Raw genomic sequence first — 13,600 nt, 5'->3', positions numbered from 1 at the left:
ATTAATATAGAGACAATTTTGTACAAAATTATAGAGAACTCACGGCAATGATGAACCATAAGAGACTCAGTGTACCACGCTTACTCACTCCTGTTGCACTGGCAATTACGCTCGCCGCCTGTTCTTCAGGTCCGCGACAACCAGATAGCGTAGATATTACACTTGAGCCGACACAGTCTGTTCAGAACTACATGATTCAAGCTGATAGCACCGAAGGTAGCCTACAAAACGACTGGTTGATCATGGCAACCAAAGCGGCAATCCAAGCAAATGAGTTAGACCAAGCTGAGCTGTTAATCAAACGTCTTTCTCGTCAGCAACTGAGCGAAGTTCAACAGGCTGAGTGGCAATTGGCTCGTGCGACCTTACAGCAAAAGCAAGGTAAATACTCACAGTTGCTGCAAGGGCTGAACTTTAAACCTTGGTGGAAACTGCCAAGCGAACAGTGGAAAGACTACTACGAGTTGCGCGCGGACGCTTACCAAAGCTTAAACCAACCGTTTGAAGCAAACCGCCAATTGGTAGCCAAAGGTCAATACGCGTCATCAGCAGAGCAACGTGAGATCTCTAGCCGTATTTGGATGAACTTCGGCAGTTACTCTGAAAATGAACTGACGGCATTACAAACTGAACCAAGCGAAGACGTGCTAGATGGTTGGCTACAATTAGCGATCTATGCAAAAACGTTATCGAGCAATATACCTCAGCTTAAAAACACGCTTGAGCACTGGTTAAGTGAAAACCCTTCACATCCAGCAGCGGTTTATACTCCTGCAGAAATTCAAAACATCCTCTCGTTAGAGATTGTGAAACCAAACAACACAGCGCTTCTGTTACCGCTAACGGGTAAATTTGCTCCGCAAGCACAACTGATCCGCGATGGTTTCATCTTTGCGATGATGAACGACCAAGCACGAGATCCAAGTGCGACGCTGACGGTGATTGATACACACGCTTACAGCGCTGATCAAATCAAACAGCGCTTAATCAATGAGAACATCGATTTTGTCGTTGGTCCTCTACAAAAAGAAAACGTAGAGAAGCTACAAGCGACATTAGACGGTACCGAAACAGGCGTGAAAATTCCAACATTGGCACTTAACATTCCGGAAGAAGTGCAAGCTGGCACAGACATGTGTTACCTAGCACTTTCTCCAGAGCAAGAAGTTGCACAGGCAGCCAAGTACCTATTCAGCCAAGGCTACCAATTCCCAATGATCTTAGCGCCAAACGGAGCTTATGGTCAGCGTGTTGTTGAAGCGTTTAATGAAGAGTGGAGCAAATACAGCTCAAACAAAGTTGCGACTAGTTACTTTGGTGATAAACGCCAACTGCAAAAGAACATTAATGGTGTATTTGGCTTACAAGAGAGTCAGCAACGCATCGCACAAATGCAGTCTCTGATGCGCATCTCTTTAGAGAGCCAACCTCGTAGTCGTCGTGATGTGGATGCGGTATATATTGTCGCACGCAGTTCCGAACTGACGTTGATCAAGCCATTTATCGAAGTCGCGATTAACCCAGATGCAAAACCACCTAAGTTGTTCTCTAACTCTCGCAGTAACAGTGGTGGCGCAACTTACGAAGATCTATCAGGCGTGGCGTACAGCGACATTCCGATGTTAATCAATCCAGATCCAACCATCGCAGCACAAATGAATGAGCTATGGCCAGATCAATCCAATATGGAAAAACGCTTAGAAGCATTAGGTATGGACGCATACAAACTGCTTGGTGAGTTACCACAAATGAAGTTACTACCGGGCTACTCAGTTGATGGTCAAACAGGTGTATTAAGTATCAACAACAACTGTGTAGTACAACGTGAGTTAGACTGGGCCGAGCGTGGGGCTCTTTAGTAAGCGACAAATCGGCAATCAATACGAAACCCTGGCGAAGCGATATTTGCAGCGTCAGGGTTTGCGCTTTTTAGATCAAAACTTCCTAACGAAAGTCGGTGAAATTGATTTAATTTTCCAACAAGGTGAAACTATCATTTTTGTTGAGGTCAAATATCGTAAGAATGATGCTTTTGGCTCTGCAGCAGAAATGGTCACCTACGCAAAAATGCGTAAACTAGTCAAAACAGCTCAAATTTGGCTAAGCCAGCAAAAATGCTCGGCACACACTATCGATTATCGGTTTGATGTTATTGCCATTCACGACAGTGGTCGAGACATCAACTGGATACAAAATGCAATCTCTGAAGGATAAACGATGCTAGACAGCATTAAAGACAGTTTTACAGAAAGTATTCAAATTCAAATCGCTGCAGCAGAAGCACTACCAGATGCAATTACTCACGCTGCTCAGGCAATGGTTTCAAGCTTACTCAACGGCAATAAAATCCTATGCTGTGGCAACGGGGGCAGTGCGTCGAATTCACAACAATTTGTCTCTTGTCTTTTGAACCGATTCGAAACAGAGCGCCCTAGCCTACCAGCAATGACGTTGACGGCGGATAACACAACGCTCACTGCCGTTGCCAATGACTACCACTACCAAGAGATCTTCTCCAAGCAAGTACGCGCTTTTGGTCAGCCGGGTGACATCTTGCTCGCAATCTCTACCAGTGGTAACAGCAAAAACATCATCAAAGCAATGGAAGCCGCGGTAACTCGCGATATGACGATCATTGCTCTTACTGGTAAAGATGGCGGTGAAATGGCTGGCTTGCTTGGTGAAAATGATGTGGAAATTCGCATTCCATCACATCGGACAGCACGCATCCATGAAGTACATATGGTGACCCTTCATTGCTTGTGTGACCTTATCGACCAAGTTCTTTTCCCTGCTCACGAAGAATAATTGAAATTGAGAGTTTAGAAATATGATACGTAGTCTTGTCATTTTATTTGCAGCACTCAGCATGAGTGGCTGTGCGGGTTTGTTTATTGCAGGGGCAGCAACTACTGCCAATATCGTTACAGATACACGTACAACCAAAGAAATTTGGCAAGACAACAACATCGAATTTGAAGTTGCAGCGATTGGCAATAAAGCACCATTCAAAGGAAAAGCTCGCGTCGTTGCGAGTTCATACAATGGGACCGTTGTATTAATGGGACAAGCCCCAACTCGCGAACTGATTAATGAGTTTGAACGTCGAGCTCGTGCTGTAAGTGGTGTGAAAAATATCCATAACCAGATCAAACAAAAAGAACCATTGAGCGTAACTCAAATCAGCAACGATAGCTGGATCACCACCAAGGTTAAATCAGCATTACTGACTGATAGCGAGTTAAATGGCATCAAAGTAAAAGTGATTACTGAAGACAGCGATGTATTCTTGTTTGGTTACGTCACGCCACAACAAAGCGATCGAGCAACAGAGATTGCACGTAATATCTCAGGCGTAAAACAAGTGATTAAAGGCTTCCAATATGGTAATGAAAAGCCATTAAAAGTGGAAGAACCAGAAACAACACAGCCTGAAGCAACAGTCACTGAATTAGGCTCTCAAGTGAACTAGCTAGACAGTTGTTTAATACAACTTAGCAGATAATAAAAAAGCAGCGTGGGCACGCTGCTTTTTTTTATTTGATAACTCGTAAGCTTGGTCTGCCTTTCGGACGAGGTGCTTCTTCCTCTTCAGACTCCGAGTCCATGACTTCTGAATCATCACTCACGGTAGTAAAAGTTGGTGACTGTTCTTCTTCAACAATCCCTTCTTCTTCGATATGAGTGTACGCTTCTTCAGGTTCAAACATGGTGCCAGCGCCATTCTCTCGAGCGTAAATCGCTTGTACCGCATAAACCGGCACGATCACTGAATGAGGGCGACCACTAAAACGAGCATGGAAGGTAATCGCATCATTACCCAACTCAAGTTGACCAACAGCACGTGGAGCAATATTCAAGATGATTTGACCATCTTGAATAAACTCAACTGGTACACGCACACCCGGCATCGTTGCATCAACCACCAAGTGAGGAGTTAAGTCGTTGTCTACCAACCAATCGTAAAATGCACGAAGCATATACGGACGGCGAGCAGTCATTTTTGCAATATCCATAACGTGTTATCTAAATCGCTTAGCGAACTAGGCGCATTTCACGTTCAGCTTCAGTTAGAGAAGCAAGGAATGAATCACGCTCAAATACGCGGTTCATGTAAACTTTGATCTCTTTTGAACCAGGACCTACAAGGTCGATACCTAGTTGAGGCAGACGCCACAATAGTGGAGCTAGGTAGCAGTCGATTAGGCTGAACTCTTCGCTCATGAAGTATTCGTATTCAGCGAAGATTGGCGCTAGAGTCAGAAGATCGTTACGTAGTTTAGTACGTGCTTTTTCTGATTCTTCCGCGTTACCCTTAACAACTTTTTCAGCTAGTGAGTACCAGTTGCGTTCAATACGGTACATCATCAAACGGCTGTTACCACGAGCAACTGGGTAAACAGGCATTAGAGGTGGATGAGGGAAACGCTCGTCCAAGTACTCCATGATGATTTTTGAATCGTAAAGAGCTAGCTCACGGTCCACAAGAGTTGGTACTGATTTGTATGGGTTCAGTTCCACAAGCTCAGCAGGAAGGTTAGCTTCATCAACAAGCTCAACTTCAACACTTACGCCTTTTTCAGCTAATACGATGCGAACCTGATGGCTATACAAATCTGATGCACTTGAGAAAAGAGTCATCACAGAACGTTTATTGGCAGCTACAGCCATGGAGCCCTCCAGCACACTTACAAATAAAAATAATGGAGGCTAAGCCTCCATTATTCGTCAATTAAAATTGGGAATTAGCACGGTATGATAGCACAATTAATGCACATCACGCCAATACTCTTTCTTGAGCATCACGACAACAATTGTTAGTAGAACGAGGAAGCCCATCACCCACCAACCAAGCGCATGACGCTCTAGTTGAACTGGGTCGCCTGAGTAAACTAGGAAGTTAACTAGGTCACCAACCGCTTTGTCATATTCGCCAGAGCTTAGCTCACCAGTACCGTCTGTTTCAGTACCTACAACGACCTGAACTTCCTCACCATCAACCACTTTCGTGCCGTAGACTGGAGTAGGAATGCCTTGAAGCTCTTCAAGTACATGTGGCATACCAACGCTTGGGAATACAATGTTGTTCACACCAAACGGACGTGATGGGTCAACATAGAAAGAGCGTAGGTAAGTGTACAGCCAATCTGCACCACGAACTCGAGCAACAAGAGTTAGATCCGGTGGCGGAGCACCAAACCAATCACCAGCTTGCTTTGCAGGCATTGCGTTCACCATAAGGTCACCAATTTTCGCTTCAGGGTCGAAAATCAGGTTTTCCTTCATTAGGTCAACAGGAATATCCAAGTCTGTTGCCACTCGCTCGTAACGCTGGTATTGCGTTGAGTGACAAGCAAAACAGTAGTTCATGAATAGCTTCGCGCCGTTTTGTAGCGAAGCTTTATCCGATAGATCCACGTTCGCTTTGTCTAGCGGTACGTTGGCACCCGCTGCCATCGCAAGAGATGGCAACATAGCAAATAGAATTACAATCCACTTCTTCATTTGAATGTCACCCTCTCTGGTAATGGTTTGGTCGCTTCATTTTTGCTGTAGAAGAACAGCAGGACAAAGAACATGAAGTAACACAAGCTAAAGATCTGAGACAAAAGCGTGTACAGCGGCGTTGCCGGTAGTGCCCCCAAAATACCCAGAGCGATAAAGGCGATAGTGAACTGAACAATATTCAATAGGTGAATTTTGCTGCGGTAACGGTAAGAACGAACTTTACAACGATCCAACCAAGGTAGAACAAACAGTACTGCAATTGACGCACCCATTAGGATTACACCCAATAGCTTGTCCGGAACCGCACGTAAGATTGCGTAGAATGGTGTGAAGTACCAAACAGGAGCGATATGCTCAGGTGTCTTCAGTGGGTTTGCAGCTTCAAAGTTAGGCGGCTCAAGGAAGTATCCACCCATTTCTGGGTTAAAGAACAGCACATAACAGAAGAAGAACAAGAAACCAGCCACACCAACTAGGTCCTTAACCGTACCGTATGGATGGAAAGGAATCGAATCGATGATGTCGTATTTCTTCGTGTAGTAATCGTGGAACTTGAACTGTGTTTCGTAATCGTCGCCCATTGAGCCTTTTGGTAGCTTAGTCTCGATACCATCCGGGTTGTTAGAGCCAACTTCGTGTAGTGCCAATACGTGCAGAACAACAAGAAGAAGTAGAACGATAGGTAGCGCAATAACGTGTAGTGCGAAGAAACGGTTTAGCGTTGCACCTGAGATGATGTAGTCACCACGGATCCAAAGCGTTAAGTCATCGCCAATAACAGGAATCGCACCAAATAGAGAAATGATTACCTGAGCACCCCAGTATGACATCTGACCCCATGGTAATAGGTAACCCATGAAAGCTTCAGCCATTAGAACCAAGAAGATCAACATACCGAAGATCCAAAGTAGCTCACGAGGCTTTTGGTATGAACCGTAAATCAGACCACGGAACATGTGCAGGTAAACAACAACGAAAAACGCTGACGCGCCAGTTGAGTGCATGTAACGCAACAACCAGCCGTAATCAACGTCACGCATGATGTATTCGATAGAAGCAAACGCACCATCACCAGAAGGAACGTAGTTCATTGTTAACCAAATACCGGTTAGGATTTGGTTAACCAGTACCAACATTGCCAGAGAACCGAAAAGGTACCAAAAGTTGAAGTTCTTAGGCATTGGGTATTCAGACAAATGCTTTTTATAAGCATTCATCGCGGGAATTCGTTTTTCAACCCAGTCTAGTAGTGCTTGCATTATGCGTCTCCCTCATCAACACCGATCATGAGCTTCGTATCACTCAAGTACATGTGCTTAGGAACCACAAGGTTCAGAGGTGCAGGAACACCTTGGAACACTCGACCAGCCATATCGAATTTAGAACCGTGACATGGACAGAAGAAGCCAGACTTAACGCCTTGAACTTGCTCGGAGAACGTGTCAGGTAGATAGGTCGGTGAACAACCTAAGTGAGTACAGAAGCCAACTGCCACGAAATACTCAGGCTTGATCGAACGATGCGCGTTCTGAGCATAAACTGGCTGTTGTTCCATTTCTGATTGTGGGTCACGAAGCTGTCCGTCGATGTTCTTTAGGTTATCCACCACTTCTTGAGTGCGACGTACAACCCATACAGGCTTACCTTGCCACTCAACACGAACCATCTGACCGGCTTCGATTTTACTGATATCCACTTCCACCGGTGCACCCGCAGCTTTTGCTTTGGCGCTCGGATTCCATGATTTGATAAAAGGCACGGCGACGGCAGCTGCCCCTAATCCACCAACAACTGCCGTTGTAGCGGTTAGAAAACGCCTGCGACCGTTATTTAAAGGCGCGTTGCTCATCCAAACATTCTCCCATTTGCTCCCTTTGGATCGTTATTATTCCGCTTATAAGAGCATGGCTAACAAATAATGAATTTAGTTCTATTTATTGGGGGGAAATGATAAAGAAAACCCTACTTTTTGACAAGATAAAGCTACCTTTTTGTAACAATTGTGAGGCAAATCGCTCACGCCGTCACAAAAGCGGCAAAATTATAAAAAATAGATGTGATTTGTAACAAGAAAGCGAAACGAAGAATGGCTAAGAATGGGATAAAAAGCCTTGTATTCCGGCTGTTTTCAGTCGATTACATAGAAAGATATGTCAAGAATGTGAAGGGACTCCCCACTTTTGTTATCTCCGTCTTGTAGCACGAATAAATCCAGAAAAAGTGCAGATAAAACATTCAAATGTTGCGAGGATATTAAGTGGCGATGTGAAGTTCGATATGAAATGAAAAAACGCTTTTCCACATGTTAGAAAAACAAAAAGCTCGGCATATAGCCGAGCTTTGGTACACAGTATCCAGAGAAACTCTGGAACAGCATAATTTCCGATAAAAGGAAATTAACGCTTAGAGAACTGTGGACGACGACGTGCTTTACGTAGACCAACTTTCTTACGTTCAACGCAACGAGCGTCACGAGTAACGTAACCAGCTGCACGTAGAGTAGGACGTAGAGACTCATCGTACTCCATAAGAGCGCGAGTGATACCGTGACGGATAGCACCAGCTTGACCAGAAATACCGCCACCTTTAACAGTAACGTATAGGTCTAGCTTCTCAGTTAGTTCAACTAGCTCAAGAGGTTGTTTAACAACCATGCGAGAAGTTGGACGACCGAAGTACTCATCAAGGCTACGCTTGTTGATTACGATGTTGCCGCTGCCTGGTTTGATGAAAACACGCGCAGCTGAGCTTTTGCGACGGCCAGTGCCGTAGTATTGATTCTCTGCCATTTTCGAAATCCCCAATTAGATGTCTAGTACTTGTGGTTGTTGAGCAACATGGTTGTGCTCAGCGCCCGCGTAAACTTTAAGCTTACGGTACATAGCACGGCCTAGAGGACCACGTGGAAGCATGCCTTTAACTGCAAGCTCAAGAGCCATCTCAGGTTTACGATCGATCAACTTTTCAAAAGTGATAGATTTTAGACCACCTGGGAATTCAGAGTGACGGTAGTACACTTTGTTCTTAGCTTTGTTACCAGTTACAGCAACTTTCTCAGCGTTGATAACGATGATGTAATCACCAGTGTCAACGTGAGGAGTGTATTCAGCTTTGTGTTTGCCACGTAGGCGAGATGCAATTTCACTTGCTAGACGGCCAAGAGTTTTACCCTCTGCGTCTACAACGTACCAGTCGCGTTTTACAGTTTCTGGTTTAGCAACGAAAGTTTTCATGCTAATAATAACCCGTTAATTAAAATTTAAACTTTAAAGGAACACCCAATAGTGCTCCCACACTGTCTAAGAGCCCAGTCATCACCCCTTCGAGTCGTTGGTACTCTCGACCTTCTATGTCGAAATAACTTCGATAATCAGGTCTGCAGTAACGGTGGGTCGCAGGATTATAGAGAAGAGCGAAGAAAAAATCACCTTTTTTTGCGTTAAATCACGAATTTTTTCTTCACTTTTTTAAGATGAGTTGTCGATTTTTACGCCAGATGCTCTCTAGCGAGGTATTCATGGCTTTGCATCTCAGTCAATCGAGACAAACAACGTTTAAATTCGAACTCTAACTGCCCTTGCGTATACAGAGACTCCATCGAGACTTCTGCAGAAATAATCAGTTTCACGTTACGTTCGTAAAATTCATCGACTAAAGCGATAAAACGTCTTGCTGCATCATCAATCTTACGATCCATCTGCTTCACCTCTGCCAACAATACCGTATGGTAAATACGCGACAGTTCAATATAGTCATTCTGACTGCGTGGTGTCTGGCAAAGTTGCTCAAAAGACGCATGTAGCACGCCATCACTTGCTTCAATTACTTTAACTTCACGATGATTTACTTCAATGCTGTGTGCTGCGACCTTTCTTTCGCCAATCAACTGGTGGTAGTACTTATTGAGATTGACGGACGCTTGTTCATCTAGCGGATAATGGTAGATTTCAGCTTGTTGCAGCGTTCTTAGACGGTAATCCACTCCACTGTCGACATTAAGCACGTCACAGCGCTGAATGATCATGTCTATCGCTGGTAAGAAGCGCGCCCGTTGTAAGCCATTACGGTACAAGTTTTCAGGTTCAATGTTGGATGTTGCAACCAAAATCATCTGGCGTTTAAACATCTCTTGCAGCAATGTCGCTAAAATCATCGCATCGGTAATGTCAGAAACAAAAAACTCATCGAAGCAGACCACATCCGCTTCTTTTTTGAATAAGTCAGCGACTTTTGACAGTGGATTTTCAACTTCCCCTAACCGCTTGAGTTCATCATGGACTCGATACATAAAGCGGTGAAAATGCACTCGCATCTTTCGTTCTGTAGGCAACGCGTCAAAAAACGCATCCATAAGATAAGTTTTACCACGCCCAACACCACCCCAAAAGTAGAGCCCTTTCGGCGGTTCTGGTAATTCTGGCTTTTTACCAAGTAATTTCTGCCAAGTGCTAAGCTGAGGAATAGGCGCAGACTGAAACTCTGCAATCGCATGGTAAAGATTGTCTAAAGCAACGACAGCGTTATATTGGGCTTCATCACGCTGGAATCCATGCTCTGCTATGTCTTGTTGGTATCGTTTTAATGGTGTCATGGTATAGAGTCGTATCAGAGGTACAGAAAAAATTGTCACCTCGGGGTCAGCGTTGAGCATAGAGAGAGGTAGATATCAGTCCCCGAAGACTTACCGCTATTTTTCTTTATCGGCTGTTCAAGCCATAGTAACATGGACAAGCACCGCGTGTAACTAAGTAGTAAAAGACTTGTTAAAACAACTATAAGGAGCAGTTATGCCTTGGATTTATGCCATTGTGGGTTTGCTGGTCGGTACAATCGTAGGCGTAGTCATTAGTAGACTAACCACCCCCGAATACAAAAAACAAAAGTCTGTGCAAAAAGAGCTGGAAGCAGCCAAATTTGAACTAGAGCAACAACGTCAAGAGCTCGTCGATCACTTTGCACAAACTGCAGAAATGCTGGACACCTTAGGTAAAGATTATACCAAGCTATACCAGCACATGGCGAAGACGTCTTCTGAACTTCTGCCAAACTTGCCTGAGCAAGACAATCCATTCGATAAGAAGACTGCAATGTCATCTGATAAAGTCGAAGAGGATCAATCAGACGTCAATGAACAACCAAAAGACTATGCCAACGGCGCAACTGGTCTTTTAAAAGATCAGGAAAAAGAAATCATCGACGCACCTGAAGCAGTCACAGCGAAAGCGTCTTAATCCCCTTATCCTGCCTAATTGGGTCAATACATTCACATTTCTTATCAATTTGTATTGACCCTTGTTGAACTTTTCTTAAGCAACTCATCTCTAACAACTTGTGTGCTGCCGCCACGTTTTGATTGTCCGAATTCGTCCCTATATTAATTACTATCAATAAGAGACAAAGCATTCGGATATTTCTTTTTTGGCAGACCCGTTTCAAGAGGAGTTATTGGATGAAAAAACCATTGCTTGCGTTAACCGTTCTATCTTTAAGCTTGGGTTCAATCATCACCCCAGTCACCGCAACAGCGGCGCTTCCACTCAGTGTGGATGGGGAGCAGTTACCTAGTCTTGCCCCAATGCTCGAAAAAGTAACCCCTGCGGTTGTGAGTATTGCGGTCGAAGGCAAACAAGTTCAAACCAGTCGTATTCCAGAGCAGTTTCAGTTCTTCTTTGGTCCTGATTTCCCGACAGAACAAACTCGTGAGCGTCCGTTCCGAGGTTTAGGTTCTGGTGTCATTATTGACGCTAAGAAAGGTCAAATCGTAACGAACTATCACGTTATCAAAGGCGCTGATGACATTCGTGTCCGTCTATATGATGGTAGAGAGTACGATGCAGAACTCGTCGGCGGAGACGAGATGTCAGACATTGCCTTGCTTAAGCTCGAAAAAGCAAAAGACCTGACACAAATTAAAGTCGCGGATTCAGACAAACTACGCGTAGGTGATTTTACCGTAGCCATTGGTAACCCGTTTGGTCTAGGTCAGACAGTGACATCCGGCATCGTTTCTGCACTGGGTCGAAGCGGCTTAAATGTCGAAAACTTTGAAAACTTCATTCAAACCGATGCAGCAATTAACAGTGGTAACTCCGGTGGCGCTTTGGTTAATCTCAATGGTGAACTGATCGGCATCAATACCGCCATTCTTGGTCCAAACGGAGGCAACGTCGGTATTGGCTTTGCGATTCCGTCCAACATGATGAAAAACCTAACTGATCAAATCTTGGAGTTTGGTGAAGTAAAACGCGGCATGCTTGGTGTTCAAGGTGGTGAAGTCACTTCTGAGTTGGCAGAAGCTCTGGGCTATGAATCAAGTAAAGGTGCCTTTGTTAGTCAAGTGGTTCCGGACAGTGCCGCTGACAAGGCTGGTCTAAAAGCTGGTGATGTCATCGTTTCGATTAATGGCAAAGCGATTGATACGTTCGCCGAGCTTCGCGCGAAAGTCGCAACCTTAGGGGCTGGTAAAAAAGTCACGCTTGGCGTTGTCCGAGACGGTAAGAAGAAGAGCTTTGATGTGACCTTGGGAGAATCAACCAATGTCAAAGCGAAGGCTGAGACTCTACATGAAGGGCTCAAAGGCGCTGAACTTAGCAATACGACACCAAGTGATTCTATCCAAGGTGTGAAGGTAACAAGCGTTGCTGAGAACTCGCCAGCAGCACAATATCAGTTGGCAGAAGGCGACATTATCATTGGTGTAAACCGTAAACGCGTGAAGAACTTAGCAGAGTTACGTGCGATTGTAGAGAAGCATCAAGGTGTACTCGCGATCAACGTTCAACGCGGCGATCGAACGGTTTACCTCGTTATCCGCTAATTGTGTTGAGTTAACAGCAATCACGTAGGCTGAAGTAAACGTGCGTTAACCACATCGATATTCGTGATAACGCTCGAACACTTTACCTCTTATGTCATGGTTTTATAAAAGGGTAAGACGATTACGTCTTGCCCTTTTGTTATTTTTCAATGTAATGCTATCCTTCAGTTTTCTATGCCAATTGGGCGCTCAATCATGGAGAGGTTATGCTTAGCTTTTTGTTACGTTCTGTCTTTTTAGGCTTAGCAACTGCCATCATCGTATTACTCGCCGTTCCATCTTTGCGCAGCAATGTTATTCCTACAGCACTCAGCGATCCGCAGCCGAGCAATATCGCCTCGCTCGAAGTCTCTTTTAACCAAGCGGTAAGAAAGGCAGCGCCAGCGGTTGTGAATATCTATAGTCGCAAGTATGTTGAAAACGACCGAAGCAAGCTTTCAACTCAGGGCTTGGGATCTGGTGTGATTGTTAGCGAGAAAGGCTACATCATTACTAACTATCATGTCGTCGCCCAAGCAGACCAAATAGTGGTCGCACTGCAAGATGGTCGTGTTGCTGCAGCTCAGTTGGTCGGTACGGACAAGCGTACAGATATCGCGATTTTGCGCGTTGAAGGCTCTAATTTACCTGTCATCCCACTGAATCCTGATTACAAGCCTCAGGTTGGTGACGTGGTACTGGCTATCGGAAACCCATACAACTTAGGTCAAACCACGACGTTTGGCATCATCTCAGCAACAGGACGCTCATCGATCAGCGATGGTCGTCAAGCCTTCATTCAAACCGATGCGGCAATCAACGAAGGTAACTCTGGCGGCGCTTTGGTCAACACTCAAGGTGAACTGGTAGGCATTAATACGGCTTCATTCCAACAGGCGACAGACCTTGAGACCTACGGTATCTCTTTTGCGATTCCGGCTCCTCTGGCGAATAAGATCATGCAAAAGATCATTGCTGATGGTCGCGTGATCCGTGGCTACATTGGTATTGACGGACAGGATATCAATGCGGTTACTGCCCGCTTACTAGGTAACCAGCACATTGGCGGTATTGTCGTCCTAGGCATTGATCCAAATGGACCTGCAAGTGCGGCTGGCTTTGAAAAGCAGGACATCATTATCAGCATTAACGGAACCAAGGTGCAAGGTCGTCAAAGTGTGATGGATATTGTTACTGACTTGCGTCCAGGCACCAGCGTTGATGTTGGTATTATCCGCAAGGGTAAAGAAATGAATTTGAAAGTAACCATCGCCGAAGACAAACAAGAAGCATAAA

The 13,600-nt window shown here is 44.8% G+C and carries 15 protein-coding genes; 7 read left to right on the top strand and 8 right to left on the bottom strand.

Annotated features, from left to right (window positions below; all coding sequences use genetic code 11):
• The first annotated feature begins 47 nt into the window (after positions 1 to 47).
• From NL647_RS15815 to NL647_RS15800, 4 genes are read left to right on the top strand one after another with little or no spacing between them, the layout of a single operon-like run.
• A complete protein-coding gene (locus NL647_RS15815; RefSeq protein ID WP_253650382.1) occupies positions 48 to 1,859 on the top strand; it encodes a penicillin-binding protein activator in 1,812 nt (603 codons plus the stop codon).
• On the top strand, positions 1,846 to 2,214 hold the full coding sequence (locus NL647_RS15810; RefSeq protein WP_038897790.1) for a YraN family protein: 369 nt from the start codon (positions 1,846 to 1,848) through the stop codon (positions 2,212 to 2,214). Before NL647_RS15815 ends, NL647_RS15810 begins: the two co-directional genes overlap by 14 nt.
• A 3-nt stretch (positions 2,215 to 2,217) precedes the next feature.
• On the top strand, positions 2,218 to 2,808 hold the full coding sequence (locus tag NL647_RS15805) for a phosphoheptose isomerase (protein ID WP_005447772.1): 591 nt from the start codon (positions 2,218 to 2,220) through the stop codon (positions 2,806 to 2,808).
• A 22-nt stretch (positions 2,809 to 2,830) separates the two neighbouring features.
• Positions 2,831 to 3,472, top strand: coding sequence for a BON domain-containing protein (locus tag NL647_RS15800; RefSeq protein ID WP_050907498.1), 642 nt, complete (start codon positions 2,831 to 2,833; stop codon positions 3,470 to 3,472).
• Between the two features lie 64 nt (positions 3,473 to 3,536).
• On the opposite strand, the gene sspB is transcribed toward NL647_RS15800, so the two are convergent.
• The 8 genes from sspB to zapE form a co-directional block, all read right to left on the bottom strand.
• A complete protein-coding gene (gene sspB / locus NL647_RS15795; RefSeq protein WP_005447768.1) occupies positions 3,537 to 4,016 on the bottom strand; it encodes a ClpXP protease specificity-enhancing factor in 480 nt (159 codons plus the stop codon).
• A gap of 19 nt (positions 4,017 to 4,035) precedes the next feature.
• On the bottom strand, positions 4,036 to 4,671 hold the full coding sequence (gene sspA / locus NL647_RS15790) for a stringent starvation protein SspA (RefSeq protein ID WP_005436105.1): 636 nt from the start codon (positions 4,669 to 4,671) through the stop codon (positions 4,036 to 4,038).
• 96 nt (positions 4,672 to 4,767) lie between these two features.
• Positions 4,768 to 5,505: a cytochrome c1 gene (locus NL647_RS15785; RefSeq protein WP_009697600.1), complete on the bottom strand. Its 738-nt coding sequence runs from the start codon at positions 5,503 to 5,505 to the stop codon at positions 4,768 to 4,770.
• Positions 5,502 to 6,767, bottom strand: a complete 1,266-nt coding sequence (locus NL647_RS15780; protein ID WP_005447764.1) for a cytochrome bc complex cytochrome b subunit — start codon at positions 6,765 to 6,767, stop codon at positions 5,502 to 5,504. The genes NL647_RS15785 and NL647_RS15780 overlap by 4 nt, the downstream gene beginning before the upstream one ends.
• Positions 6,767 to 7,357 (bottom strand): ubiquinol-cytochrome c reductase iron-sulfur subunit, encoded by a 591-nt coding sequence (gene petA, locus NL647_RS15775; protein WP_005436095.1) that lies wholly within the window; start codon positions 7,355 to 7,357, stop codon positions 6,767 to 6,769. Before petA ends, NL647_RS15780 begins: the two co-directional genes overlap by 1 nt.
• A 547-nt stretch (positions 7,358 to 7,904) precedes the next feature.
• Entirely contained in the window at positions 7,905 to 8,297 is a 393-nt protein-coding gene (gene rpsI, locus NL647_RS15770) for a 30S ribosomal protein S9 (protein WP_005436094.1), read from the bottom strand.
• Between the two features lie 15 nt (positions 8,298 to 8,312).
• Positions 8,313 to 8,741, bottom strand: a complete 429-nt coding sequence (gene rplM, locus NL647_RS15765; protein WP_005372872.1) for a 50S ribosomal protein L13 — start codon at positions 8,739 to 8,741, stop codon at positions 8,313 to 8,315.
• Between the two features lie 254 nt (positions 8,742 to 8,995).
• Entirely contained in the window at positions 8,996 to 10,099 is a 1,104-nt protein-coding gene (gene zapE / locus NL647_RS15760; protein ID WP_005447762.1) for a cell division protein ZapE, read from the bottom strand.
• 196 nt (positions 10,100 to 10,295) lie between these two features.
• On the opposite strand from zapE, the gene zapG reads away from it, so the two are divergent.
• From zapG to degS, 3 genes are all read left to right on the top strand, one after another.
• Complete coding sequence (gene zapG / locus NL647_RS15755; RefSeq protein WP_005447760.1) at positions 10,296 to 10,739, top strand: Z-ring associated protein ZapG; 444 nt, start codon at positions 10,296 to 10,298, stop codon at positions 10,737 to 10,739.
• 218 nt (positions 10,740 to 10,957) lie between these two features.
• Positions 10,958 to 12,325: a Do family serine endopeptidase gene (locus NL647_RS15750; RefSeq protein ID WP_005447751.1), complete on the top strand. Its 1,368-nt coding sequence runs from the start codon at positions 10,958 to 10,960 to the stop codon at positions 12,323 to 12,325.
• Positions 12,326 to 12,531: 206 nt separating this feature from the next.
• Complete coding sequence (gene degS / locus NL647_RS15745) at positions 12,532 to 13,599, top strand: outer membrane-stress sensor serine endopeptidase DegS (protein ID WP_009697598.1); 1,068 nt, start codon at positions 12,532 to 12,534, stop codon at positions 13,597 to 13,599.
• Position 13,600 lies beyond the last annotated feature (1 nt).

This window comes from Vibrio sp. Y29_XK_CS5 (assembly GCF_024181835.1).
Taxonomy (GTDB): Bacteria; Pseudomonadota; Gammaproteobacteria; order Enterobacterales; family Vibrionaceae; genus Vibrio; species Vibrio harveyi.
The sequence above is the reverse complement of the archived record's forward strand: the minus strand, read 5'-3'. Positions and strand labels throughout refer to the sequence as shown.

Bases quoted from the DNA above. Each gene is read 5' to 3' on its own strand.
- NL647_RS15750 (WP_005447751.1), top strand. From the start codon at position 10,958: ATGAAAAAACCATTGCTTGCGTTAACCGTTCTATCTTTAAGCTTGGGT.
- NL647_RS15805 (WP_005447772.1), top strand. From the start codon at position 2,218: ATGCTAGACAGCATTAAAGACAGTTTTACAGAAAGTATTCAAATTCAA.
- NL647_RS15815 (WP_253650382.1), top strand. From the start codon at position 48: ATGATGAACCATAAGAGACTCAGTGTACCACGCTTACTCACTCCTGTT.
- NL647_RS15780 (WP_005447764.1), bottom strand. From the start codon at position 6,767: ATGCAAGCACTACTAGACTGGGTTGAAAAACGAATTCCCGCGATGAAT.
- zapG (WP_005447760.1), top strand. From the start codon at position 10,296: ATGCCTTGGATTTATGCCATTGTGGGTTTGCTGGTCGGTACAATCGTA.
- sspA (WP_005436105.1), bottom strand. From the start codon at position 4,671: ATGGCTGTAGCTGCCAATAAACGTTCTGTGATGACTCTTTTCTCAAGT.
- NL647_RS15800 (WP_050907498.1), top strand. From the start codon at position 2,831: ATGATACGTAGTCTTGTCATTTTATTTGCAGCACTCAGCATGAGTGGC.
- sspB (WP_005447768.1), bottom strand. From the start codon at position 4,016: ATGGATATTGCAAAAATGACTGCTCGCCGTCCGTATATGCTTCGTGCA.
- zapE (WP_005447762.1), bottom strand. From the start codon at position 10,099: ATGACACCATTAAAACGATACCAACAAGACATAGCAGAGCATGGATTC.
- rplM (WP_005372872.1), bottom strand. From the start codon at position 8,741: ATGAAAACTTTCGTTGCTAAACCAGAAACTGTAAAACGCGACTGGTAC.
- NL647_RS15785 (WP_009697600.1), bottom strand. From the start codon at position 5,505: ATGAAGAAGTGGATTGTAATTCTATTTGCTATGTTGCCATCTCTTGCG.
- degS (WP_009697598.1), top strand. From the start codon at position 12,532: ATGCTTAGCTTTTTGTTACGTTCTGTCTTTTTAGGCTTAGCAACTGCC.
- rpsI (WP_005436094.1), bottom strand. From the start codon at position 8,297: ATGGCAGAGAATCAATACTACGGCACTGGCCGTCGCAAAAGCTCAGCT.
- petA (WP_005436095.1), bottom strand. From the start codon at position 7,357: ATGAGCAACGCGCCTTTAAATAACGGTCGCAGGCGTTTTCTAACCGCT.